Annotated in this window: 29 protein-coding genes and 1 pseudogene; 23 read left to right on the top strand and 7 right to left on the bottom strand. The window is 35.8% G+C overall.

Annotation, left to right across the window (positions count from 1 at the left end; translation table 11 throughout):
• Positions 1-23: 23 nt before the first annotated feature.
• Positions 24-440: pseudogene (gene mntR, locus FA727_RS08865) on the top strand (transcriptional regulator MntR); the annotation flags it as partial.
• 111 nt (positions 441-551) lie between these two features.
• On the opposite strand, the gene FA727_RS08860 reads toward mntR, so the two are convergent.
• On the bottom strand, positions 552-761 hold the full coding sequence (locus FA727_RS08860) for a DUF3892 domain-containing protein (RefSeq protein WP_136830535.1): 210 nt from the start codon (positions 759-761) through the stop codon (positions 552-554).
• A gap of 192 nt (positions 762-953) precedes the next feature.
• On the opposite strand from FA727_RS08860, the gene FA727_RS08855 reads away from it, so the two are divergent.
• From FA727_RS08855 to FA727_RS08840, 4 genes are all read left to right on the top strand, one after another.
• Positions 954-1637, top strand: a complete 684-nt coding sequence (locus FA727_RS08855) for a class I SAM-dependent methyltransferase (protein ID WP_136830534.1) — start codon at positions 954-956, stop codon at positions 1635-1637.
• Positions 1638-1651: 14 nt separating this feature from the next.
• Positions 1652-2347 (top strand): AIM24 family protein, encoded by a 696-nt coding sequence (locus tag FA727_RS08850; RefSeq protein WP_136830533.1) that lies wholly within the window; start codon positions 1652-1654, stop codon positions 2345-2347.
• A 204-nt stretch (positions 2348-2551) separates the two neighbouring features.
• A complete protein-coding gene (locus tag FA727_RS08845; protein WP_136830532.1) occupies positions 2552-2779 on the top strand; it encodes a hypothetical protein in 228 nt (75 codons plus the stop codon).
• Between the two features lie 113 nt (positions 2780-2892).
• On the top strand, positions 2893-3501 hold the full coding sequence (locus FA727_RS08840; RefSeq protein ID WP_136830531.1) for a hypothetical protein: 609 nt from the start codon (positions 2893-2895) through the stop codon (positions 3499-3501).
• Positions 3502-3807: 306 nt separating this feature from the next.
• Here the strand turns inward: FA727_RS08840 and metA are convergent, their stop codons facing one another.
• Positions 3808-4716 (bottom strand): homoserine O-acetyltransferase MetA, encoded by a 909-nt coding sequence (gene metA, locus FA727_RS08835; protein WP_136830530.1) that lies wholly within the window; start codon positions 4714-4716, stop codon positions 3808-3810.
• A 175-nt stretch (positions 4717-4891) separates the two neighbouring features.
• On the opposite strand from metA, the gene FA727_RS08830 reads away from it, so the two are divergent.
• Both FA727_RS08830 and FA727_RS08825 read left to right on the top strand, forming a co-directional pair.
• Positions 4892-6580: a formate--tetrahydrofolate ligase gene (locus tag FA727_RS08830; RefSeq protein WP_136830529.1), complete on the top strand. Its 1689-nt coding sequence runs from the start codon at positions 4892-4894 to the stop codon at positions 6578-6580.
• 63 nt (positions 6581-6643) lie between these two features.
• Entirely contained in the window at positions 6644-7165 is a 522-nt protein-coding gene (locus FA727_RS08825; protein ID WP_136830528.1) for a hypothetical protein, read from the top strand.
• 68 nt (positions 7166-7233) lie between these two features.
• Here FA727_RS08825 and FA727_RS08820 read toward each other — a convergent pair whose 3' ends face one another.
• The 3 genes from FA727_RS08820 to FA727_RS08810 are packed head-to-tail and all read right to left on the bottom strand — an operon-like array spanning position 7234 to position 9152.
• Positions 7234-7827 carry a hypothetical protein gene (locus FA727_RS08820; RefSeq protein ID WP_136830527.1) on the bottom strand — a complete coding sequence of 198 codons (594 nt, stop codon included), beginning with the start codon at positions 7825-7827 and terminating at the stop codon, positions 7234-7236.
• Between the two features lie 10 nt (positions 7828-7837).
• Entirely contained in the window at positions 7838-8608 is a 771-nt protein-coding gene (locus FA727_RS08815) for a DUF4352 domain-containing protein (RefSeq protein ID WP_136830526.1), read from the bottom strand.
• Positions 8598-9152 carry a sigma-70 family RNA polymerase sigma factor gene (locus FA727_RS08810; RefSeq protein WP_136830525.1) on the bottom strand — a complete coding sequence of 185 codons (555 nt, stop codon included), beginning with the start codon at positions 9150-9152 and terminating at the stop codon, positions 8598-8600. The genes FA727_RS08815 and FA727_RS08810 overlap by 11 nt, the downstream gene beginning before the upstream one ends.
• Before the next feature lie 234 nt (positions 9153-9386).
• Here FA727_RS08810 and FA727_RS08805 point away from each other — a divergent pair, with 234 nt between their 5' ends.
• The 3 genes from FA727_RS08805 to FA727_RS08795 all read left to right on the top strand — a co-directional run bounded on the left by FA727_RS08805 (position 9387) and on the right by FA727_RS08795 (position 11212).
• Positions 9387-9788: a DUF3888 domain-containing protein gene (locus tag FA727_RS08805; protein WP_136830524.1), complete on the top strand. Its 402-nt coding sequence runs from the start codon at positions 9387-9389 to the stop codon at positions 9786-9788.
• 324 nt (positions 9789-10112) lie between these two features.
• Positions 10113-10472 carry a PadR family transcriptional regulator gene (locus FA727_RS08800; RefSeq protein WP_136830523.1) on the top strand — a complete coding sequence of 120 codons (360 nt, stop codon included), beginning with the start codon at positions 10113-10115 and terminating at the stop codon, positions 10470-10472.
• Positions 10436-11212 carry a VanZ family protein gene (locus FA727_RS08795; protein WP_136830522.1) on the top strand — a complete coding sequence of 259 codons (777 nt, stop codon included), beginning with the start codon at positions 10436-10438 and terminating at the stop codon, positions 11210-11212. The genes FA727_RS08800 and FA727_RS08795 overlap by 37 nt, the downstream gene beginning before the upstream one ends.
• 332 nt (positions 11213-11544) lie before the next feature.
• On the opposite strand, the gene FA727_RS08790 is transcribed toward FA727_RS08795, so the two are convergent.
• Positions 11545-11970, bottom strand: coding sequence for a hypothetical protein (locus tag FA727_RS08790; RefSeq protein WP_136830521.1), 426 nt, complete (start codon positions 11968-11970; stop codon positions 11545-11547).
• Between the two features lie 405 nt (positions 11971-12375).
• On the opposite strand from FA727_RS08790, the gene FA727_RS25030 reads away from it, so the two are divergent.
• The 6 genes from FA727_RS25030 to FA727_RS08765 all read left to right on the top strand — a co-directional run bounded on the left by FA727_RS25030 (position 12376) and on the right by FA727_RS08765 (position 17577).
• Positions 12376-12477 carry a VOC family protein gene (locus FA727_RS25030; RefSeq protein WP_306461658.1) on the top strand — a complete coding sequence of 34 codons (102 nt, stop codon included), beginning with the start codon at positions 12376-12378 and terminating at the stop codon, positions 12475-12477.
• On the top strand, positions 12464-12667 hold the full coding sequence (locus tag FA727_RS25025; protein WP_306461657.1) for a hypothetical protein: 204 nt from the start codon (positions 12464-12466) through the stop codon (positions 12665-12667). Before FA727_RS25030 ends, FA727_RS25025 begins: the two co-directional genes overlap by 14 nt.
• A 308-nt stretch (positions 12668-12975) precedes the next feature.
• Positions 12976-13386 carry a hypothetical protein gene (locus tag FA727_RS08780; protein WP_136831053.1) on the top strand — a complete coding sequence of 137 codons (411 nt, stop codon included), beginning with the start codon at positions 12976-12978 and terminating at the stop codon, positions 13384-13386.
• 160 nt (positions 13387-13546) lie between these two features.
• Complete coding sequence (locus tag FA727_RS08775) at positions 13547-14395, top strand: DegV family protein (RefSeq protein ID WP_136830520.1); 849 nt, start codon at positions 13547-13549, stop codon at positions 14393-14395.
• Positions 14396-14468: 73 nt separating this feature from the next.
• The gene (locus FA727_RS08770; RefSeq protein ID WP_136830519.1) at positions 14469-16352 is read left to right on the top strand and encodes an ABC-F family ATP-binding cassette domain-containing protein; all 1884 of its coding nucleotides are present in this window, start codon (positions 14469-14471) and stop codon (positions 16350-16352) included.
• Positions 16353-16449: 97 nt separating this feature from the next.
• Positions 16450-17577, top strand: coding sequence for a conserved virulence factor C family protein (locus FA727_RS08765; RefSeq protein WP_136830518.1), 1128 nt, complete (start codon positions 16450-16452; stop codon positions 17575-17577).
• Positions 17578-17593: 16 nt separating this feature from the next.
• Here FA727_RS08765 and FA727_RS08760 read toward each other — a convergent pair whose 3' ends face one another.
• Positions 17594-18421, bottom strand: coding sequence for a polysaccharide deacetylase family protein (locus FA727_RS08760; protein WP_246041807.1), 828 nt, complete (start codon positions 18419-18421; stop codon positions 17594-17596).
• 216 nt (positions 18422-18637) lie between these two features.
• On the opposite strand from FA727_RS08760, the gene FA727_RS08755 reads away from it, so the two are divergent.
• The 7 genes from FA727_RS08755 to FA727_RS08725 all read left to right on the top strand — a co-directional run bounded on the left by FA727_RS08755 (position 18638) and on the right by FA727_RS08725 (position 25220).
• Positions 18638-19072, top strand: a complete 435-nt coding sequence (locus FA727_RS08755; RefSeq protein ID WP_136830516.1) for a BrxA/BrxB family bacilliredoxin — start codon at positions 18638-18640, stop codon at positions 19070-19072.
• A gap of 72 nt (positions 19073-19144) precedes the next feature.
• Positions 19145-19933, top strand: a complete 789-nt coding sequence (locus FA727_RS08750) for a class I SAM-dependent methyltransferase (RefSeq protein WP_136830515.1) — start codon at positions 19145-19147, stop codon at positions 19931-19933.
• Positions 19934-20405: 472 nt separating this feature from the next.
• Positions 20406-20996, top strand: coding sequence for a YpjP family protein (locus tag FA727_RS08745; protein ID WP_136830514.1), 591 nt, complete (start codon positions 20406-20408; stop codon positions 20994-20996).
• A 199-nt stretch (positions 20997-21195) separates the two neighbouring features.
• Positions 21196-21777, top strand: coding sequence for a TerD family protein (locus FA727_RS08740; protein ID WP_136830513.1), 582 nt, complete (start codon positions 21196-21198; stop codon positions 21775-21777).
• 78 nt (positions 21778-21855) lie between these two features.
• On the top strand, positions 21856-22632 hold the full coding sequence (locus FA727_RS08735) for a TerC family protein (protein WP_136830512.1): 777 nt from the start codon (positions 21856-21858) through the stop codon (positions 22630-22632).
• A 106-nt stretch (positions 22633-22738) separates the two neighbouring features.
• Positions 22739-23926 (top strand): HpcH/HpaI aldolase/citrate lyase family protein, encoded by a 1188-nt coding sequence (locus tag FA727_RS08730; RefSeq protein ID WP_136830511.1) that lies wholly within the window; start codon positions 22739-22741, stop codon positions 23924-23926.
• On the top strand, positions 23880-25220 hold the full coding sequence (locus tag FA727_RS08725) for a phosphoribosyltransferase family protein (RefSeq protein ID WP_194138508.1): 1341 nt from the start codon (positions 23880-23882) through the stop codon (positions 25218-25220). The genes FA727_RS08730 and FA727_RS08725 overlap by 47 nt, the downstream gene beginning before the upstream one ends.
• Positions 25221-25224: the final 4 nt, after the last annotated feature.

Below are 25224 nucleotides of genomic sequence, written 5' to 3'. Positions count from 1 at the left end.
GCAAAATTATTGGAGGGTGCTGGATGCCAACACCAAGTATGGAAGATTACATCGAAAAAATCTATACGTTAATTGAGGAGAAGGGCTATGCCCGAGTTTCAGATATAGCAGAAGCGTTATCCGTTCACCCCTCATCGGTTACAAAGATGGTTCAAAAGCTTGATAAAGACGACTATTTAGTATACGAAAAATATAGAGGATTTAGTTTAACAGCCGAGGGTAAAAAGATTGGGCAGCGTCTCGTCTATCGACATGCTCTGTTAGAAGTCTTATTAACAACGATCGGAGTCAAAAAAGAAAATATTTATAATGATGTTGAAGGAATTGAACATCATTTGAGTTGGAATGCGATTGACCGAATTAGTGACCTCATACAATTTTTTGATGAAGATTCAAGTCGAATTGAAGCATTAAGAGACATCCAACGGAAAAATGAAGAACATTTTGAGGATGGAGAAAACCGACTCGAATTATTGAAGAAGATTCGTAGAAAAACAGAAGAGCTATTTTAACGCAAAAAAGCACCCATGTGCTTTTTTTTTGCGTCTAATTTAGTAAAAAGAAGGAAGTCCATCAAATTCTTCATGATTAAATAATGGTTGGCCCTCATCGGACTCAATCAGATTTACGCCGCTTATTTGCTCGTTTTGTGCCTCTAATAGAGCTTTACGATAGGAAATAAACCTTCCCTGAGAAGTCCGGAAACTAATGATGTCCCCGCTGTGATTGCGATGTACTGAAATAATTTCATCTTTATCCATTATATCAATCTCCTTAATACAAGATAATGTTTAGTATTTCATGATATTCTCAATCTTAAACAAAGGATATAACCTTTGTATAAAGAAATATAATAGTGGGGCTTTTATAAGAAGACGATTTTCGCAAAATGTTGGTTATGAATATTAATGGTTCCACTAAAAAAACATAAAATTGTAAGGTGAGTGATGCTTTTGACAAGCTTTGAGTGGTCTAAAGAAGCAGAGAAACTGTGGAATAAAAGGGCAAATTTTTGGAATTCAAAAAGTCAAGAAATGTGGGATTCCGGCAGTAGAAAGGATATTCTCCCGTTCTTCCAACAGTATGTGGAAAAACAGGCAGTTATTTGTGATTTAGGCTGTGGGGATGGTTATGGATCCTATAAATTAAGGCAGGCTGACTACGATGTTACAGGTGTTGATGTTTCAGAAGAAATGATTCAAAAAGCCAATTCATTATTTAGTAGCCCAACTTCAAAATTTTTGAAAGGAGATATAAGAGAATTAGGTTTTGAAGAAAATCAATTTGATGCCGTTTTAGCGATCAATTCGCTTGAATGGACCGAGAGTCCTCTGAACGTTATTCAAGAAATGAAGAGAATTGTAAAACCGAATGGAAGATCATGTGTTGCTATTTTGGGACCTACAGCTGGCCCACGAGAAAATAGCTTCCGACGTTTATATGGGGAAGACGTTGTTTGTAATACGATGATGCCATGGGAATTTGTCCGTTTGGCAGAAGAAAATGGTTGGAGAAAACTTGATGAGTTTTGGGTATACAAGAAGGATTCTGAGACCGTTCCTAAGGGCTCGTTATCAGTTCAAATGAAAGAAGCGTTGTCTTTTATAAGTGTCTTTATGCTAGAAAATATTAAATAGGGAGGAAGATTGTTGTGAGTCGTTATTCGTTGGATGAGTTTGTGAAGCAAACAGAGCAAAAAGAAAAAGGTGAAGGTCTTTTTGAGTTGGAGACTCCGAGATTACTTGAAATCAATTTGAATGGCCAAATATGGGCGAAATCAGGCGCGATGGTATCCTACCGCGGAAATATTAAGTATGAACGAGAAGGGATTTTGGAGCATGGGCTCGGAAAAATGTTTAAGAAGGCGTTGACAGGCGAGGGAACTTCCCTTATGAAAGCAACGGGAAATGGCAAGCTCTATGTAGCTGATCAAGGGAAAAAGATCAGTATTTTGAATCTCCAAGGAGAATCAATTTTTGTGAATGGCAATGATTTGCTGGCATTTGAACCATCCATAAATTGGGATATAAAATTAATGCGAAAGATTGCGGGAATGATGTCAGGTGGACTATTTAATGTACGTCTTGAAGGTCATGGGATGATTGCCATTACATCTCATTATGAACCATTAACATTGCTAGTGACTCCTGATAATCCTGTTTTCACGGATCCGAATGCAACAGTCGCATGGTCAGGGACATTATCTCCAGAATTCGTCACGGACATCTCTTTTAAAACCTTTTTGGGAAGAGGGAGTGGCGAGTCGATCCAAATGAAGTTTGCAGGAAACGGTTTTGTCGTTGTTCAACCGTATGAAGAGGTATATTACACACAGCAACAATCTTAACTTTGAAGCCACAAATAGAATGCAGTATTCTACGATTGAAAGGTAGTGTTTATTAAGGTTTTAGCATGTTTCATTTAGAAGGAGAAGTGTCCTTTTTTGTTGAAACTATTGTGCTAATGAAAACAGGTTTATGGAAGATGTGATTTTTATTTCCTCAAGAATAAAATTTATTCGATTTATTAGAAATATTGAGGGGGAGTAAAAATGGAATTCTATTGGATGGGATTTATTTTTTTGTTGTTAATTATTGTTTCTTTTGTATTACTTATATTGGGTTTGTGGAAAAAATCTTGGAAATTTTTAATTTTCAGTGGAATTTCACTTATACTTCCATCACTCTATTTTAGTGGTGCAGAGAATTGGTTTAGACTGTTGGTTCTTTTTCCTATAATTCCTTTTGCACTCACATATTATATCAAAAAAAGAGTTTAGTCCTGTTATAAATTCATTTGATATTCATCGAAGGGAAGATTAGTACAACAAGAATCTTTATCTTCCAGTTTATGTTAAAATGGAATTATTAACTTTAACCTTGGAGGCGGAATATGAGACGATGTCGATTTCAATTTGAACCACCGACAGAGCATTATGATAAAAGAATTGAATCAATTGATGAACAAATTTGTGATTTAATTAAACAACGGAAAGAAGTTTCAAGCAATGATCCCGGTTTTCCATCTGAGCAGCTAATTTCATCTTGGAGTGAAAAATATAATTTTTATGAGGATTTTTTAAACAGCGTATTTGCACATTTCTTTAACGAAGATAGGTATAAACCTGTTGTAGAGCCAATAGGATTTCTTAAAAATATTCCAATATTAAAGTCATTTGAAAATGATGATGTTTTTTATTCGGTAACATTTGTACGTCAGTTTGAAAATGCCAGTGTCGTTCATTTCAATATTGATAGAGAAGATTCTGATGATGAAGTGCCTAGAAGGTTTCGAGAACCTTTACTTTTTGACCTTGTTATAGAAGGTAAAGAGGTTGATTATGAATGCCGAAACGAAGGGGGTGGTGGCTCTGGAGGACATGAATCTTATACATTCATCGTATCACCAGCATTACCAGATGATCTTTCTGAAATAAAATTGATTTTTAAAGAATCTAAACCGCCATTCAAAAAACCAACGGGTTTTGAATTTGTCATTTAAAAGGACAACCAATTAACTTAATAACCTCTCCTGCCAAAAATGAGTGGAATAAATATCAATTGGAGTGAATCGTTTTTTAACCTTTCTTTATTTAAACATGAAGAAACAAAAAACACCGTTAATATCGGTGTTTTTTGTGTGAGATTTAACTTTCTATTAGTCTAACTAATTCTATTTTTGTACTTCAAAACAGAAACAGTTAGGTAATTCCTGCTCTTTTATTTGTGATTGTAATGGTAGTGACATTTTCAATGATGTTTGACCTGGAAATAGGAGCTTTCCTCATATAAAAGAGATCTGCTTTTTTCACTCCCACTCGTAAGGAGTTTCTTGGTATACATAATAGTTGAGCCAGTTAGAGAATAATAGATGAGCGTGGGAACGCCAGCGATTAAGCGGTTGTCTATTTGGATCGTTATTCGGGAAATAATGTTCTGGAAGATGAATATCCAATCCACGATGACGGTCACGACTATATTCCTCACTTAAGGTAGAAGCATCGTATTCTAAGTGGCCGGTAATCATAATTTGTTTCCCGTTGTTAGCACTCATGATAAATGCTCCTGCTTCCTCTGAATAGGAGAGTAGTTTAATCTCTTCATGTTCATTTATTTTTCTTTGATCCACATCAGTATAACGAGAATGAGGAGCATAGAATTCATCATCGAATCCTCTTAGTAATTTTTCCGAACGATCCTGAACAATATGAGAAAAGACTCCTGAACATTTTCGAGGCAATTCAAATTTTCCAATGCCGAAGTGATGATAAAGTGCTGCCTGGGCTCCCCAACAGATATGTAAAGTAGAAGTAACATTATCAGTAGACCAGTTCATAATTTCGGTTAGCTCTTCCCAATAGTCGACTTCTTCAAAAGCAAGCATTTCAACTGGTGCACCTGTGACGATCATACCATCAAATTTTCGATGTTTGATGTTCGAAAATGTCGTATAGAATTGATCCAGATGGAGTTGACTGGTTGTTTTTGATTGATGAGTAGCCATTTGTAAAAATGAAATATTCACCTGCAACGGCGTGTTTCCTAATAATCGCAGCACTTGCGCCTCTGTTCTTTCTTTTTCCGGCATCAAATTTAAAATGATGATATTTAATGGGCGAATGTCCTGCGTATTCGCTCGTGATTCATCCATTATAAAAATATTCTCTTCTTCTAATATTTCTCGAGCAGGAAGGAGCTTTGGAATTTTGATAGGCAAGTGTTTCATCCCCTCGTTTGAATTTTCAATATTTTTAATTATATAGTATCGTGAAAAGAGGTATCAATCTTTTTGCAAAATTAATTATTAATTTACGATTCTCAAATGTTACAATAGATTTGCTAAAGTCGGCTCTTTATATAGAGCAAGTTGGATAAGTATGGGGGTTATGAGAATGAAAGTGAACGTGAAGGTTAATTCTGATATTGAAATTGCCCAAAATGCAAAAATGATACCGATTATTAAAATTGCAGAGCAATTAGGTTTATCAGAGGATGACATCGAGCTTTATGGTAAGTACAAGGCAAAGCTATCGTCTGAAACGATTAACAAGCTTCAAACAAAGCAGAGTGGAAAAATCATTCTCGTAACAGCGATTAATCCAACCCCTGCTGGAGAAGGAAAATCAACGGTAACGGTCGGACTTGGAGATGCGTTACATAAATTACATAAAAAGGTGATGATTGCTCTACGGGAGCCCTCATTAGGACCTACGATGGGGATTAAAGGCGGAGCTACTGGTGGTGGATATGCTCAGGTTCTTCCGATGGAAGATATCAATCTACATTTCACTGGAGATTTTCATGCCATCACAACCGCAAACAATGCATTAGCAGCATTAATTGATAACCACTTACAGCAAGGTAATGAATTGAAAATTGATCAACGCAGAATTGTTTGGAAAAGAGCTGTGGATTTAAATGATCGTGCACTTAGAAAGGTCATTGTTGGATTAGGTGGTCCCTTACAAGGTGTCCCTCGTGAGGATGGCTTTGATATTACTGTAGCTTCAGAAATTATGGCTGTACTATGTTTAGCATCTAATCTTCACGATTTTAAACGAAGACTTGCGAATATGGTTATTGCCTACAATTATAATAAACAGCCGGTAACTGTAGGAGATTTAGGTGTAGAAGGAGCGCTTACTCTTTTATTAAAAGATGCGATTAATCCGAATCTAGTTCAAACGATTGAGCACACTCCTACTCTTGTTCACGGTGGACCGTTTGCTAATATTGCCCACGGTTGTAATAGTGTAATTGCAACGACAACAGCATCTAAATTAGCTGACTATGTTGTTACAGAAGCTGGCTTTGGTGCTGATTTAGGAGCGGAAAAGTTTCTAAATATTAAAGCAAGAGTCGCAGGATTTAAACCAGAAGCGGTTGTTATCGTGGCAACTATTCGTGCATTAAAAATGCATGGTGGAATTTCAAAGAATGACCTAGGAAAAGAAAATATTGAGGCTTTAGTGAACGGTTTTGATAATTTACGTAAGCATGCCGAAACAATTAATAGTTTTGGGCTTCCATTTGTGGTGGCGATTAATAAATTTGTTTCTGATACTGAACAAGAAGTCAAAACTCTCCTCGAACTTTGTGAAAAGCATCAATTCCCAGTTGAATTAACAGAGGTATGGGAGAAAGGTGGAGAAGGTGGTCTCGCACTTGCGAAAAGAGTGCTTCAAGAGATCGATAAGAATGAAGCGAATTTTTCACCTTTGTATCCTTTGTCCGATTCAATTGAGGAAAAGATTACAACGATTGTCCAAACAGTGTACGGTGGTAAGAACGTTGAATTTTCTACAAAGGCTAAAAAGCAAATTGCTGATTTTGAAGCTTTCGGATGGGGGAATTTACCTATTTGTATTGCAAAAACGCAATATTCTTTATCCGATGATCCAGGGAAGCTAGGAAGACCTACTGATTTTACTGTAACGGTCAGGGAACTTAAGCCTTCCATTGGCGCAGGATTTATCGTCGCTTTAACAGGAGACGTGATGACAATGCCTGGTTTACCGAAAGCGCCTGCTGCTTTAAAAATGGATGTAGATGAAAATGGGAAAGCAATCGGTTTATTCTAGTTTTTAGTGGTGCGGTGAGGGGGAACCTTACCGCCAATTTTTTTGCGAGGTGTAATTACATTTATGTTTGATCCAACTGCTTTTGAAAATATGAAAGTTGTTATGGAAGGTGCTCTTTATGACCGGGATATAGGTGGAGAAATAGCCATTACTGACCGAAATGATTTAATGAATTTAGCAAAACTATCAAGAGTTTATGAGGTTACCTTTACGGAATCGGCAAATTCAGCCGTACAGTGTACCCTTATTCTTCAGGCGAACCTAGAGAACCTTGCTGCTGAACTACTCCCATCCAATCAAGAAGGTCAGTCCGCGGGTGCTCATCTTACGATTCTTTTTAAAATGCGACATGAAAATCGTCAGGAACTCCATGAGGAAATTGAAGAAGAACTGACTCGGATATGGGGAAGTGACCGTTCGATCAAACAAAAGGTGAGTTTCAACCCGATGGAAAAATCGAACGAGATAATGAAAGAAATCACAATTGAATTTAATCGTTTGATTTTAGAAGATCAAATTGATGATTTATTCATGATGGTGGATTATATTCTTGATTCGGTGAAAAAATTGAAGCAATTTAATTGAAAAATATCAGGAAAACCCTAAAATTCCTTTTGTGAAGTTTAGGGTTTATTTTATATTATTGCAGTTATTTAATAAGTTTTGTATTCAATATTCATTTTGCGGTATTCATTTGGGGCCATATAATCAAAGGCATAGTTAATGATTAATTTGTTTTGTTCCTTCCATTCTAATCGATAAGCACCCTTTGAGATGGGTTTGTAGCCATCATCAGTTCTAATGACAGCTAATTCAGTCATGAATAATCCTGAACTAGATAATTGATAAAGAGTCCCATATCCAGTTTCTACAACCAAAAAATGCTCATTCTTATCAGGTGATGAAAAAATAGTATAAACTGCATTACTGTCGAATAACCACCAAGAAAATAGGTTAGAAAGTATAATAAATAAGCATAACGCACCTATACAAATATCAAAAATCTTATCTTTACTTAAGTAGAGACCTGAAACAGTTGCTACTATGGTTAAGAGAATAAATAGAATTCTAAGACTAACTCCCTGAGGAGGAGTCCCTAACTGAACGTATACTCCCCATGATTTCAAAAAGTATAATAACATTATTAATATTGTGCTAGTTATAAGTACACCGATGGCGATTATATTTGCTTTTTCTATTTCCATAGAAGCTGACATTAAAAAGATTCCCCCTTTTACTTTTTTCAAAAAGATTTCTCTATAAATCTTTATAATCGAATAACCAAACTGTTTGTTGCTCACCACTCAAATCCACAAAATAGAATTTATATTTTTCGGAACTACTTGTGTCAAAAACAATCTCAACTTGTATATTTTGACCTGGTTCTAGTGTGTTTTCTAAAGTTTTGTCTATTTTTATTATCGGTTGCAATTCGTTTTCAGCATTGGCTAATTTCATAGTTTTATTAGCGGAGATGGATAAGTTTTCGTTCCCGCGGTTTTCTAATCTGATTGTAACTCCGACTAGTACCTCTTCAGTTTGTTCAGTCTGTATTTCGGATGTTGGTACTTCACGCACAGCAACCACTTCTGTAACGAGGTCGCCTGTACCTTTAACTGATTTCCCAATACTTAAAGCAGCTAGTGTTTTAGGTCCTGTCTTAGTCTCACTGTTAGAATTGGTATTGGAATCATTAGAGGGGCTTACTGTTTGAGTGTCTTCTTGTTGGTCTTGTGTTTTTGTTTCAACTTTTTCTTGTGGAACAATATGTTCATTTTCTAAAGCGTTATCACTTGATATGTTGGGAGCTATAACTTGATAGGTAAAAACACTACTCACAATCATAAAAAGTATACTTAATGAGAAAATGAAAACTTTTGGAATTATAGAATCTAGCTTCCTAGCATGACTTGTTTGGATACGTCTAATTATTATTTTCTTATGAACTTCTGAAAAATGATTTCCTTTTAAAAATATTTTGTCCATTGCTTCCTTAAGGTTTTTTAGTTCCGGAGTGTCACCATTCATCGAGATTTCCTCCTTGAGTAAATATTTTTTCTAATTTACCTCTACCTCTATTAAGTCTAACTCGTACAGCAGCCTCACTAATTCTTAACATATTGCTTATCTCTTTAATTGTGAAACTATTGTAATAAAATAGGATGATAACCTCGCGATATTTCACCGGTAAAGCAAGTACACATTGACATATTAAGTATTCACGTTCGCGGATTATAGCTAGATTTTCGGCAGACTCTGTAGCAGGGAATGATTTTTGGTGGGGACTACCTAGAAAAACTATTTTTTTATAAAATGCACTTTTTAAAAAATCCTTACAAGTATTAGTCAAAATCGTATAAATCCATGTTTTTTGAGAAGAATCGCCACGAAATTGTGCTCTTTTTTGAAAGCATTTGACAAAAGTTTCCTGAACTGCATCTTCTGCTAAATTCCATTCTTTTAAATATAGATATGCAATTCTAGTTAGCTCTTCTCCGTATAGATTCATTATCTGATTCAACCATTCGTGATCGTCCAAATAGGTATCATCAAGTTCTCTTTTTAGTGACATTTTAATTCCCCTTATTATTTGCTAGTGTTTTGACGATACAGCCTAACGAAATGTTACAAAATTTTCCGAATATATACTAGGTTTTTTCAGTATTTTTAAACAACAACTAAATATTAGCTGTGATTGTAGACGTCCTTCTTTAGTAAAAAGAGGGTAAATCGATGTTGAATAGATGCTTCAATAAGAGGGGATTATTAGGAGAAAATACATGTAAATCTAAAATTGAGGTTTTTTATGAAAAAAATACTTTTCACTTTAATTGCTTGTCTGACTCTTTTCTCCTCTCCCACCATTATGGCCGAAACTGTAACTAAAAATGATGTGCGATTACGTGATGAAGTAATACTAGATTTACTTTCGCCAGCCATCTATAAAGCAATAGATAACCATTTCGGTAAGCCGAAGCAGTATTATTGCTCAAAGATTCTCCAAATCAACGAGAAGAGAGAGCACGAAACATATACTTACTATGAGGTGACCGTGCAGCTAACAACATTTGAGGGTGCTCACGTTTTCCCATTTGATTTAGTTACTATCACTTTTAGTAATAAATATACTGTGGATTGGCATGCTGTCCATGTTAAAAGCAGAAGGTTAGAGAAAAATGAAATAACTGAATGCAGAGAGCCTAAATAAAAAGATATTTTATTAGAATGAATTTATAAAATACTGTCGTATATTATCCTGCAGGCGTTTTTTTGCGAATGTATTCTCTGAAGGTATGTTTTTTAGTTTGTAAGTACTGTTATCAATTTATGTTTTGTACCAATCAACCGATTCGTTTACGAATTGACAGCACTCTATAGTTTATTACTCAGTAATTTGACTACTATTAAACATTTAATGTGTGCTTTTTATTTTTCATAAAAATTGGATGAATTTTCTAGTATTACATTGTAATGCGATGTATTATGGTGTTACGATGTAAACAGGATTTATTTTTGAAAGCGAGGTGTAGTCATGGACAAGGAGATAATGAAAGGAAGTATTGATATTCTCCTTTTATCACTGGTAGATAAAAGGGATATGTATGGTTATGAAATTGTAAAGACCTTAAAAGAAAATAGTAATGAGCTATATAACATGAGTGAAGGAACGTTATATCCCGCCTTGAAGCGGCTAGAAAATAAAGCATGGCTCGAATCATATTGGGGGAATTCAGAGAGTGGTGGAAGAAGGAAATACTATAGGAGTACACAAGATGGAAAGAAAGAATTAGATAAGAAATTAAAAGAATGGAATCAAATTAACAATTTAATTAAAGTATGTTCGGAGGGAGTCGCTTGGATAAAAAAATCGAAACCTATATTGATAAAATAGTGAAACAATTAAATTGTGACGAACAAGAAAAAAGAGAAATAACTGATGAAATGAGAGATCATCTTCAATTATTGAAAAATGAATATATAGATCAAGGACTTACTAAGCAAGAGGCGACACAAAAGGCATTGGAAAGTTTCGGGGAACAAAAACAATTAGCAAGAGGTTTACAAGAGTCATTGTTTCCATTCTATAAGGTATTTAAGATTGTGACATGGATTTTATTTGGTCTATATTCATTTATCATTCTATTTAAGTTGCTATTTCAGAGAGTCATTATCCGAATTTTGGATTACGCTCGTTTAGGTGATTTAGAATATAATCGTTACTTTTTTATTCCGTCAGATTCCAATGGATTTTTTGATTTACAAGTTTGGCAATTAAATTCTAACATCATACCTTTTCAAAATACAATGAACTACATAAATGGCACGAACACTCCCTACCTAAGTAATATCATTGATAATACATTGGGGAACATTTTGATTTTCTTACCACTTGGGATCCTACTGCCCATTTTATTTAGAAAATATCGCTCCCTTTCAAAAGTATTTATTGGTTCTACAATAATAAGTTTTTCAATTGAGATTCTACAATTTATATCACAACTTGGTCAGTTTGATATTGATGACATAATATTAAATGTCATAGGAAGCACCGTTGGCTATTTATTTATAAAAACTATAATTAGTTCCAGAGGTTTATTGAAAGGAAGCAAATTCCGAAAAATAACAAATTGATTTGAATAGTTAATACTTGTCAGCACGCATTTAAACATGCATTTAAACCAGGAACAGGACAATTAGAGAGTGTTATGGATTAATTAATGTTAAAGTGAATTCCACTATTCTTTCAGATTGGGATGAACAAAGAAACAATAGTGTTTTCAATTAGTGGCTGCTTCGTCAGCTTCTTTTTTTAGAGAACTAATAGTGGAAAAGTATCTAAAGTAATGGGGGGTGTATTGATAATTAAGATCACAAGGGCTGTCATTTTTTCTTCGTTGAACTATCAATAACGTTAGAGGAAGACCTTATTTTTGAAAATATAACAGCCCCCTGAAATTTAGTTGTTATGGACGTTTTCTTTCAAAGTTTGAGCTTGATGAAATAAGACTTTGGGTTTCAGCATCAAATTCAGCAGTAAGCATTTTCTTCCCATCCTCACTAACTGTTACAAATACATATACTTGTCTTTTTGGATGATAACCCACGCCACTAGATCTTGTCCAACCGTACTTATCGGCTTTTGACAGTACTTTGTTAATGTCTTTAAAGTTGGTTATTTCACGAATATTTAATTTAGCATTTTCAAATTCAACATACAGTTTTTTGTCAAGTGAATCATAGAATGCATCAGGATCTTTGAAATTTTTTGCCGAATTATCAGGATACTTTCTCCAAGGCTCTTCACCATCTTTAGCTTCTGCAAATATAAACTGAGCATTTAAAGTGAATATTGATACTAATAGAAAGAAAATGAGAGTTTTTTTCTTCATTAAGTCACCCCCTCCTTTTTAATTATTATTTCCTATGATCTCTTTTGTATGTAGGGAGATGATTAGTCTTATTTAGCTAACAGAGTGAGTTTACCTATGAAGGATTATCTATTCAATTTTATTGAAGTTCTAAACCGGATGTGCAGATTAGTGTAAAAAAAGTGAAAAGGGAGTGATTTGTTAAGCTATTTTGAGAGCTTATTACAAGTTTTGTGATTCCTATAGTCCAATTCCAATAGATGAACAAAGGAGTCGGTGCTGCGACTCTTTTGCATTTTCAATGTATAGACAGTTTAGTTTAAGATTTTTATTAGATTGGAAGAGTAGTAATAATTGTTCTATTAGAGTATAAAATCAGATAAATATTACTTAACAAATTTTGAAAGGAAGGAGGAAAAAGGTACAATGAGCGTTCTTTTTAGAGTCGAGTTGTATGTAAAGGACATTGAGGAATCTTTAAAATTTTATCAAGATATTGTCGGGTTAGAGATGTATGGTAGAACATGAACGGTGTGGACGTTTTAATTATGAGTGTTTTTCATTGCTAATTACTTCTGATTCAATTTTAGGAGAGACTCATTTTTTTAATAGCAAGGCAAAAAGTGGTATTAAGGGAAATGGTTTTGAATTAATTATTGTAGTAGATAAAGTTAGAAGAAGTTGTACCAAAGATGTCTTGATAACAACTACCCAATAGAGGTTGTTGTGGAAATATATCCATGGGATATGCGTGGATTTAAGATTATTGACCCAGATGGATATTTGTTAAGGATTACATCTAAATGATATTTGTTAAAGTAACGATGTCTCTTCTTTAAGAAGCAGTTTTGTTTGTTGGAGTTATTATAATGAAGTAGGATTTTTGAACATTAAATTAGTTATATACGTCTTATTTGGATAAGAGTTACAGTTTGTTGGAAATACCGATTGGTTATTGTGGATAATACAAATAGAAGATGCGAAATCTAACTGTAAAAAAATTATGGAGTGAGCATCTTGAAGAAAATGATTATTCTCTTTACCTCATTATTAATATTTTCCCCAGATAACTTGGTTAATGCTAAGTCCACAGAGCCAAAGGAAATAAAACCGTATGCAGAAGACTGGTATGTTACACCAGAAGATATTATTAGAGATATTATTTTCCCAGTTATTGATAAAAGGGTAATAAAAGAGTATGGAGGAAAAGAAGCGTCTGGTTTTGGCTGGCAGCAACAAAGGATTGTTAATATCGTTTATAACAACAATCATTCTTATGATATTTCCTTAAGAATTCAAGTTCCTGATAGTAAAAATAATCCATTTGAATATACAGAAGACTTGGTTAAAGTAAGAGTCTCTCCCTCTTGTGATAGTCCTAAAATTGGATGTAGTCACGGCTATAAGGTAGAAGTATTAGATTATCAACATCAATAACGGGAAAAGGATGTTTATCTTCAAAATGGGATTGGACTTCTCTACAATGAAAAAGTCATTATTTCCAAAATTACGCTGGTGCTCCCTCCAAATAAAGGGTAAAATAAATTTAGTATCTATTTTTAAGAGTAGGTACTAAATTTATCTAAGGGGCGAAAGTATGAAAAAAATTGCCTGGGTAACGGATAGTACGGCTAGCTTGGATCAAGAATTAATGAATCATCCGGATTTATATACTGTTCCGATGTCCATTATTATGGATGAAGAGGAGTACAAAGATAAAATTGATTTGACACCTGAAGAATTATTTGAACGATTAAAGTCATTAAAGAACCCACCTAAAACCTCACAACCTTCAGTCGGAGAGTTTAAGAACTTGTATGAAAAGCTACAAGGGGAATATGAGGAAGTTATCTCCATTTTAGTATCCTCCAATTTAAGTGGCACGGTCTCCTCGAGCGAGCAAGCATCTCAGTTAGTTGACATCCCTGTTACGACGATTGACTCGAAAATTTTATCCTACCCATTATCTATACAGATTAAAAAGGGAATGGAGTGGTTAGCAGAGGGAAAAAGTGTAAACGTTATCAAAGAGAGAATCGAAAGAATAAGAGAAACATATGAAACCTATGTGCTTGTAGGGAGCCTGGAACAGCTTCATCGTAGTGGAAGAATGTCTGGAATGAAGTTTTTTCTTGGAAGTATGCTGAATATAAAACCGATTATCTCAGTTTCAAATGGGGTTTTATCGATTAAAGATAAAGCAAGAAGTGAAAAGAAAGCAAAAGAAAAGATTTATAGTTATTTGAAGTCTTCATACGAAAAGTACAAATTTGAAGAGGTATATATTTTGTATGGCTTACAAGATACGGAAGCATTAGTATGGAAAGCTGAATTAGAAAGTAATTTTCCGAGTCTTCGTTTTAGCTGCTATCCCCTTGGTGCAACGATTGGGGTTCATGCTGGGGAGGATACGATCGGGATTAGCTGGTATAATGAATTAGACTAAAGCGCTCAATAGCGCTTTTTGTTTTGTGTTAAAATAATAGGCGACAAACTTAATATGAATGGATTGGTTTCTAATGAAAATATTATCGATCGAAAATCTTTCGAAGACATATGGTGAAAAACAACTATTTCAGGATATATCATTTACAATTGCCGAGAAGGAACGTGTCGGATTAATCGGCATCAATGGGACAGGTAAATCGTCTTTATTAAAAATAGTTGCTGGTGTCGATGTACCAGACTCCGGTGAAATTGTTATGCCAAAAGATTATAAAATTGCTTACTCCTCTCAAGCGCCCGATCTTGATGATAATCTAACTGTATTGGATCAAGTCTTTGAAGGGGATGCCCCTGTCCTGCATGTTGTCAAAGAGTACGAGAAAGCATTAATGGAATTTGAGATGAACCCTAACCAACAAAGTAGTCAGGACCATTTATTTGAATTACAAAGAAGAATGGATGCTGTTGATGGTTGGGATGTTGGGACGAATGCAAAAACCATTTTGACCAAGCTAGGCATTACAGATTTTAATAAAAAGATTGCTGAGCTTTCTGGTGGGCAAAAGAAGCGTGTATCCCTTGCTCAAGTACTGATTCGAGAAGCGGATTTACTCATATTAGACGAGCCGACGAACCATCTTGATTATGAATCTGTCAAATGGTTAGAGGAGTATTTAAGTCGCTATAAAGGTGCGCTTTTGCTTGTGACACATGATCGCTACTTTTTAGACCGTGTGGCTAATCGTATGTTTGAACTTGAAGGAGGCAATCTTTATAACTATAAAGGTAACTATGCTGCCTTTTTAGAAGCAAAAGCGATTCGCGAAGAAAATGAAGCAGCAACCCTTGATAAGCAAAGAAATTTATTCCGTCGTGAGCTTGAGTGGATTAGAAGAGGGGCTAAAGCACGGACAACGAAACAAAAGGCGAGAATTGATCGGTTTGAAAGCTTAGATCAACAAGTGTCATCAGCTAAACAATCGGAGAAGCTCGACATTTCTTTATCGGGCAGCCGCTTAGGAAAACAAGTTTTTGAATTAAAAAACGCTTATAAATCATATGGTTCAAAGCCTATTCTTAAAGATTTTAGTCTTCTTGTAAAACCTGGCGACCGCATAGGCATTGTCGGTAGTAATGGAACTGGAAAATCAACATTGCTGAACACGTTAGCGGGAAGATTGCCTCTAGATTCTGGTGAATTTATTATGGGGCAAACGGTCAAAGTGGCTTACTACACCCAAGAAAACGATGATATGGATGAAAATAAGCGTATGATAGAGTACTTAAAAGAAACTGCCCAGGTGGTTTCTACCTCTGATGGCAAAACGATATCTGCATCGCAAATGTTAGAGAGATTCTTATTCCCGACGTTTACTCATGGTACTCCGATTCGTAAGCTATCTGGTGGAGAAAAACGTAGACTGTATTTGCTAAAGATTCTTATGACAGAGCCTAATGTGTTACTCTTAGACGAACCAACCAATGATCTCGACACTCAAACATTAACGGTACTAGAGGATTATCTAGAAGAGTTCCCAGGTGTTGTTATAACCGTTTCCCATGACCGCTACTTTTTAGATAAAGTTGCTGACCAGCTTCTTATTTTAAAGGGAGACGGAGAGATTGACTCTTTTTATGGGAATTATACAGAAATGCTCGAAAGTCGTTCAGTAAACTTAGAAGAAAAGCAATCGAATCAACCAGTCAAAGTTGTTGAACAGGAAAAAACTAAAAAGAAAAGAATGTCCTATAAAGAAAAAATGGAATGGGAAACAATTGATGAAGATATTGCCAACACTGAGGAGCGACTCAAAGCTATTTCAGAAGAAATGGCGAAAACGGGGAGCGATTTTGAAAAAGCCCAAGCCCTTATGAATGAAGAAAACACTTTGAATGAAAAGCTTGAATACTTAATTGAACGATGGAGCGTTTTGTCAGAGTTAGTGGAAAACCAATGAACAGGTAAATCGAACTGTAGAATGAGCACAATTCATGAGTGTGCGTTAATATTATGTTACGATTGAATCAACAGTTTAAAGTAAAAAGGGTGAAAATATGAAGATTAAATCAATTGAACCTACTCCAAGTCCAAATTCAATGAAAATCAATTTGGATGAAGAGCTTTCGATGGGTAAAAGCAATAATTATAAGAAAGAGACAATGGGGGGTGCTCCAAAAGTTGTCCAAGATATTTTAAATATTGATGGTATTAAAGGCGTCTATCACGTTGCTGATTTTTTAGCCGTTGAGAGAAATGCCAAATACGATTGGAAAGACCTCCTTCCTCAAGTTCGCAAAGCTTTTGGTGAAGAGGGAGAGGCAGGAGCCCTACAAAATTCTGCTGATGAACATTATGGGGAAATCAAGGTACAAGTCCAAATGTTTAAAGGGATTCCACTTCAAGTTAAATTAACAGATGGAACGGAAGAAAGACGATTCGGTATGCCAGAAATGTACACGAGTCTAGTTTCTGAGCTTCAGGATGATCAAAACTACATCCTGCAAAGAAAATGGAAGGACCTAGGCGTGCGTTACGGTGAATTTGATGAGATTGGCAAGGAAGTGGTTGAGGAATTAACTGCAGCGTATCCGCAAGAGCGGCTAAATGAGTTAATTGCTCAAGCGAAGAGCGCTGATCCCGTTGTACAAGCACAGCCACGCAAACGGATAAAAGTTACGCTAGAGGATTTTAATGAGCCAGATTGGCAAAAACGCTATCAGCTTTTAGAACAAATGGAAGATCCAACTTTAAGTGATCTGCCATTATTAGATAAGGCATTAGCAGATGAAAAGGCGTCGATTCGAAGGCTCGCAACGGTTTATTTAGGTATGATCGAGGACAAAGGAGTTCTTCCATATCTTTATAAAGCGTTACAGGACAAATCGGTGACAGTGAGAAGAACAGCTGGTGACTGCTTATCTGATCTAGGCTTTGAAGAAGCAGCTGCAGAAATGATGAAAGCTCTTCAAGACAAAAGTAAGCTTGTACGTTGGAGAGCTGCGATGTTCTTATATGAAGTAGGCGATGAAAAAGCACTTCCTTCTTTAAAGGCAGCAGAAGATGACCCAGAATTTGAGGTTAGCTTGCAAATCAAGCTCGCAATTGAAAGAATTGAACAAGGTGAAGAAGCAAAAGGTTCTGTTTGGAAGCAGATGACGGAAATGAGAAATAAAGAAAGCTGACATAATTATGTCAGCTTTACTTTTTTGTTGCAAACTGTATGGGTTCGTCATCTACAGTAATTTGCTTGAAAATGTATCCTTGGGATCTTAAGCTTTCAATAATGATCGGTAATGCCTTTGTGGTAACTGCCTTATCGTGAAACAGAATAACTGATGATTTCTGTCGGTCTTTAAATTTCGCAACTTGTTTTAGCACAGATTGGACAATTTTATCACTAGAGTTAACATTCCAGTCATTGCTGTCCACATTCCAATCCCACATTACATATTGAGCTTTATCAAGCTCGATCTTTTGCGCTGCTGTTAAATGAGGGAAACTCCCAAATGGTACCCGAACTATTTGAACATGCTCTCCGGTTATTTCTTCAGCTGTTTTTCCGCATGTCGCCATTTCATTTCGAGGAGATGTAGTTGTTTTATAGAACTCGGAAACCTTGTGAGTTACGCCGTGACATCCGATCGTGTGTCCTGCTGCTGCAACTGCTTTTGAGATTTCCGGATTCTTTTTAACATTGTTATTTAACATGAAAAATGTTGACTTGATTTGATATTGTTCCAATATTTGAAGGATGGTAGGCGTGTATTCAGTTGGCCCATCATCAAAGGTAAAATAGATAAGTTTAGATGGATCGGTTATTAAAAATTGTTCATCGATACCTTTCACTACTATGTCAGTAGATTTAGCGATATGATTCTTAATATTGCTGTTGCTTGTCCCAATTGTTTTGGCTTCCGCTGTAGATTCAAAGACAAAATAGTCTGCTAGAATAGTAGAGGAAGAAAAAATAATCAGGGATAAACTTACTAGTGTGACGAATAAGATCAGTCTGCTTCTTGTTTGCATTTGAGACAAACGTCCTCTCCTACTATAATATGTATCTATTATAATAGGACAATAGTTGACAATTTTATAGGGTAATTCGACATATTTTGAATAAAAAAATATTCTGAATTTTCTTATAATGAAGGTTGAAAATGGAAAAAAGTGCAGGCAAATTGCATCTTATTTCATAAATATAGTATGCTAATATTGCAGTTAAAGTAAGGGAGGCAAACGATAATGTCGATGGCATATGAAGAATATATGAAGCAAATGGTTAAGCCGATGCGTCAAGAACTCGTTCAAGCAGGTTTTAAAGAGCTAGTAACTCCTGAAGAAGTGGAATCATTCATGGAGAGTGCAACAGGGACTACTTTAGTAGTAGTAAATTCAGTTTGTGGCTGTGCAGCTGGTTTAGCACGTCCAGCTGTGTCTCAAGCACTACTTAGAACAGAAAAAAGTCCTGACCAATTGGTAACCGTTTTTGCAGGTCAAGAAAAAGAAGCAACTGCTAAGATGCGTGAATACTTCGAAGGATTTGAGCCTTCTTCTCCATCTATGGCTCTGTTAAAAGGGAAAGAGGTTGTTCATTTTATCCCACGTGATGATATTGAGAGCTATCCAATGGAAGCAATCATGGAAAACCTGCTTGCAGCTTTTGAAAATCATTGTTAATTACGTACTAGGAGGATGTCGTTTAGGCATCCTCTTCTTTTACACACGAAGAAAAATATTTAGGGTGATTTGATGTTTGTAACAACTGCTGGACGTACAAATGAAGAAATGATCAAGAAAGCAAAGGAAGTAGCTTTAGAATTAAAGATTTCATATATTGCGAGAAATAAAAAGACAGTAAAGGCTTTGCAGAATTTATATAAAGAAGATTGTATTGTTGTGGGGAAGGAACGATTAGAGTTGTTTTCCCTTGGTGAAAATGAACCATTTTTCTTTCATCCTAGCTCAAGTATGTTTCGTATTAAACGTTTGATGGAGAACGGCCACGATCCTTATATTGAGGCTTGTAATTTAAAGCAGGGGAAACATATATTGGACTGCACACTCGGTCTTGCCTCTGATAGCATTGTAGCAAGCTATATTGTCGGAAGTGAAGGACGAGTGGTTGGGATCGAAGGGAGTCCTTATTTAGCCTATCTGGTAGAAAAAGGGTTGAAAACTTGGGATTCAGGGATTGAAGAAATGAATGGGGCTTTAAGGAATATTGAAGTGGTACAGCAGATTTCCTTGGATTATTTAAAGACACTACCAGATAAAAGTTTTGATTGTGTTTATTTTGATCCGATGTTTGAAGAAGGTATTTTAGAATCGGATGGAATAAAAGGTCTACGCCAAATGGCAGTCTATCAAGATATTACAAACGAAATGATTCTTCACGCGAAAAGGGTTGCGAGAGAACGTGTCGTATTAAAAGATCATTTTCGCAGTCAAAGATTTGAAAGATTCGATTTTAAGGTTACCCGAAGAAAATCGGCTAAGTTTCACTTTGGAGTTCTACAGATACAGTCAATCCGTTCATAAGACGGACTACTGTATCTGTATATTAGTCTGCGAATGCCAAATAAACAAAATAGAGAAGCATAAGTATGCTACCAATTACAATGACCGTTGCCCAATCCACGATATCGCACTCCTTCCATTTTTAATATCATTTCCGATTTGCATGAATTCTAATCTGTAAGACTCTTTCTTAAATTTACTCGCCTTTTGTGAAAAAATATACTCTGGTGTTCAAGGCTCTCGAATAGCCAAGATTATTTTATTCGTAGCTAGTCCGAAAGATTTTGAAACCTTTTGCTCTTTTTGTCGTAATGAACGTGTATAATATTCTTATAGTTTTATAGGAAGATTTTCCACCTTCACCTTTTGCTTTGATACTTCATTTGATGCGGAAAATACTTGAAATATGTGTAGTTTTTCAAAGGATTTTCTTAGGACAAGAAAGAATTATTTAAACAGACTATGAAATTTATTAGTGAAGGAGGAGAGAGTTATGCCCAAATGGTTACGTAAATCGTTGGTTGTCTTGGTCACTGTATTAACCTTTGGAATTGTTACTCCTTCCCAACTCCATGATTTTGTTAATGACAAGGATCCAAAAAGGGATGCAGTTGAATCGAAATCACAAGATTCAGCGGCCAAAGTACAACAAATTGATTTCTTTGATGTCTATAGCAATGACGAGGACCCGTTAAAAAATCTTCTAAAGGATGCAGAGCATCTATCGTATACGAAATTTGGAAGTCGGATTGGCCCTGTTATTGAAGATGAATTTAGAGAGATTATTCTCCCAAACATTGAAAAAGTTATTGAAACGGTTGCGAGTCAATATGAAGAAGATAGCTTACGACAGCTATACATTTCAGAAGCTCCAACTGGTGGAGACTCCGAGAGAATTTTTCATATCGCCAATAGAGAAAATAACGAGGATGTTATACGATTTCATGTTCGACGAGATCATCCACCGCAAGATGGATATTGGTTTAATTTTCATTACCATACCTTTGCTGATGACTTTCAAGAGCATCATGAGATAGGTTCTATTTATTGGGCGAAAAACACGCCACCAAAATGGATGAGCTAACGTCTTAATTGAAATTCCAAGCATTTTGTGAAAAAATATTCTGTGTGTAAGTATATCGACACCAATACATACAGCAATATTTTTTGAGATTTTTTTCATAGCTTGTGAAACTTTTGAACAGGTTAATCGTAAAAGTAAACATCGGTGTAAATGTTAATGAGTCATTGTGTAATCTAAAAATTAAGTGGAGGTAATAATCATGGCAATTAGTTTATCAAAAGGGCAAAAAGTAGACTTAACAAAAACGAATCCTGGACTTACAAAGGTTGTAGTTGGATTAGGTTGGGATACGAATAAATATGATGGTGGAAATGACTTTGACCTAGACACTTCTGTGTTTTTACTTGGAGAGAATGGAAAAGTTACTTCAGAAAATGATTTTGTATTCTACAACAACACGACAGGTGGAAATGGTTCAGTAGTACATACAGGTGATAATCGTACTGGTGCTGGTGATGGAGACGATGAACAAATTAATGTTTCTTTATCTACTGTACCTGCACAAGTTCAACGTGTAACATTTACGATTACGATTCATGATGCTGAGGTGAGAAGCCAAAATTTCGGTCAAGTATCAAATGCATATGTTAGAGTCCTGAACGGGGATACTAACGAAGAATTAATTCGTTATGACTTAGGTGAGGATTTTTCTATTGAAACGGCCCTTGTGGTGGGTGAATTATACCGTCATAATGGCGAATGGAAGTTTAGTGCAATCGGCAGCGGCTACCAAGGTGGATTAGGTGCATTGGCTACTGATTTCGGTTTACAGGTTGGTTAATTAAACAGTGGACTCGGTGTTAAAACCGAGTCTTGCTAACGATAGAATATACAGAGAGTTCAGGAGGAACAACTTTAAATGTCAATTTTACAAGGAATTTTAGATACGTATGCCCAGTTTTTTGATTGGCAAATGTGGGTCGACCATGTTTTTACTAACCCTGTTGCTTGGGGATTAATCGGAACGCTAATCATCATGGAAGGCTTACTATCTGCTGATAATGCCCTCGTTTTAGCTGTAATGGTTAAACATCTACCAGAGGAACAGCGGAAGAAAGCTTTATTTTACGGACTACTTGGAGCATATATTTTCCGCTTTATTGCTATTGGTGTTGGTGTCTACTTAATCGAATTTTGGTGGGTAAAGATTCTAGGTGCTGGCTACCTAGCTTGGTTAGCTATTAAATACTTCATCGATAAAAAGAATGAAAGTAAAGAAGCGGAAGAAGAGGAAGTTGAAGGTATTAATAAAAATGGCCTACTCATACGTCTTTTCGGAAACTTCTGGGGAACAGTAGCTGCTGTTGAATTAATGGATATCGCATTCTCAATTGATAGTGTACTTGCAGCATTTGGAATAAGCAATGAAATTTGGGTATTATTATTGGGTGGAATGCTTGGAGTACTTATGATGCGTGGAGTTGCAGGAGTATTCTTAAAGCTTATCGACCGCGTTCCTGAACTTGAAACGACAGCGTATGTGTTGATTTTGATTATTGCTGTGAAGATGCTTCTAGGTGTATTCCATGTTCACATCGATCATATCTACTTCTTTATCGTGCTATTAATTGCTTTTGCCATAACATTTATTGTTCACTTCCGAAACAAGAAAAAAGCTTCTGAAGTGCAAAACTAAACATACAACCAAGATTGAATCATATTGAATGTAAAGGGAACAGACAATTGTCCGCTCCCTTTCTTTATATAAAGAATTGGTAAATTTTGAAAGAGGAGAAAGAGCAATGCGATTATTTTCAAATTTATATGATCGTGAAATCGAACAATATTTTTATAAAAGTCCTACATCATTTAATAAGTACTCTCCTCGTGAAATCCTTGCTTACGGTCTAGGTGGGACCCTCTATATGCCTGCAACGAGAGAAAATATCCATGAGGATATTCTTACTAAAAAACATGCTGGCTTAACATCATTAGTAATCTGTCTAGAAGATGCAATCGGTGATAATGAAGTAGAGAAGGCTGAGCAAATGTTAGTAAAAGAGTTAACTTCTTTATACGAAGGATTTGATAAGGGATATATCGACATAGATGAACTTCCACTAATTTTTATTCGGATCCGTAATTTGGAGCAACTCTGCCGTCTCGTTGATTTACTTGGAGAGCGACTTAAACTTATTACGGGAATCGTCATCCCAAAATTCCGTCGTTCAAACGGAGAATCCATTTTACAAAAGCTAGCAAGTTTGCAATTTTCTAATACACCACTCTATGCCATGCCCATCTTAGAGTCAAAAGAAATCATTTATAAAGAAACAAGAGATAAAGAATTGTTTGATATCAAGAGTTTGCTAGATCAATACAAAGATATTGTGTTGAATGTACGAATCGGAGCGACTGATTTCTCTGGCATTTTTGGGATACGACGTAATTCGGATACAACGGTATATGACATTGCTGTGATAAGAGACTGTATCGCTGATATCATTAATATGTTTGTGCGATTTGATAGTCCATACGTGGTTTCTGGTCCTGTGTGGGAGTATTTTTCTTCAGCTAAAAGAGTGCTTAAGCCACAAATTCGAGAAACTCCGTTTATAGAGAAATATGGCACTGAGGGGGCGAAAATCCGACAAGAAATTATCGGTAGCCATATGGATGGTTTTATCAGAGAAATATTAATGGATATTGCTAATGGTATTGTTGGAAAAACGATTATTCATCCGACCCATATTCAGGCAGTACAAGCCTTAAATGCTGTTTCATATGAAGAATATATGGATGCATTTCATATCATTTCAGAAGGAAACGGTGAAATAGGGGTACTGAAAAGCTCGTTCGCTAATAAAATGAACGAACTGAAGCCGCATTTGTATTGGGCTCATAAGATTATGCTGAAATCAGAAACTTACGGGGTGCTTCACAATGATTACACGTACATTGACTTACTCAAACAACATAGCTACGTATAAAATACTCTATGATCTGAAAGTTGAAGTAAAAGTTCAAGATAACATCTATGGTATTCCTTTAGATGATCTATTTTTAATGGCTGCAAGAATAAATAAGAAAAGATCCTTTCTATTTGTGAGTAAGGTACTTGGAAAACATATTCCGATTCATCCAGCAAAAGGAATCCTTGTCGGAGCGTTACTAGCTGCTAGATATGTAGAGGAACGGACTAAAAAAGAACTAGAGATTACGTCTACGCTCATTTCACAATTTATGAAGAACGAAATGAACGATTTGACGATTTCCTCATTTATTGATGATAGTAACCCAATAGTTATAGGGTTTGCAGAAACAGCGACAGCACTTGGACATGCTTTTTTCGAAGCTTTCAATGATGCTGATTATTTTCATACGACGAGAGAATGGTTGGATGGGGTTGAGCCAGCGATTACCTTTGAAGAGGAGCACTCTCACGCAACATCACATCGTGCCTATATTAATCAAGAATTGTTAGATAGCAACAGAGAAATCATTTTAGTAGACGATGAATTAACAACAGGGAAAACTGCCTTAAATATCATTCGTTCGATTCAAGCGAAATTTCCAAGGAATACTTATACGGTGGTGTCCATATTAGACTGGCGTTCGGATGAGCAAATTGCTCAATTCAAATCCTTGGAAGCAGAATTAGGAATTGAAATCCATTCTGTTAGTTTGGTAAAAGGTACGGTTTCTGTAGAAGGACATGCAAATTTGAATGGGAATGAACAAGAAAGTCTTTCTACAACAGGTGATATCGTGCAAAACGTGAGTTATCACGAAATCTCGAATCCTTCTCCAACGAATTTTAAGGATGAACGCAAAGCTACCTATACTTCGTTTACTGGAAGATTTGGATTAACTGCTCATGAAAACAGGGATGCTTCCGAATGGATTGTGAAAACAGGAAAACAACTGGCCGAGTTACGGACAGGGAGAACACTGGTCCTAGGTACAGGTGAATATATGTATCTGCCAATGAAAATTGCTTCCTATATGGGAGAGGGTGTCTTCTATCACTCTACGACAAGAAGTCCGATATACCCAATGCTCAAGGAAAATTATGGAGCTACAAATCGTTATTCTTTTCCTGATCCAATGAAGCATACGATTCGAAACTATGTATACAATATTTCACCTAGAGAGTACGATGATCTTTTTTTATTTTTTGAGAGAAAAGTAGAGTCGGAGCAGCTTGATGCATTACTCGAAGAATTAAAAAGAGCACAGATATCCAATATTAACGTCATTTATTTTCATGAGGGAAGTGAGTAGTAAG

The organism is Robertmurraya kyonggiensis (genome assembly GCF_005116465.1).
GTDB lineage: Bacteria > Bacillota > Bacilli > Bacillales > Cytobacillaceae > Robertmurraya > Robertmurraya kyonggiensis.
Note: the sequence above shows the minus strand (reverse complement) of the source record. Positions and strands in the feature narration are given on the sequence as shown.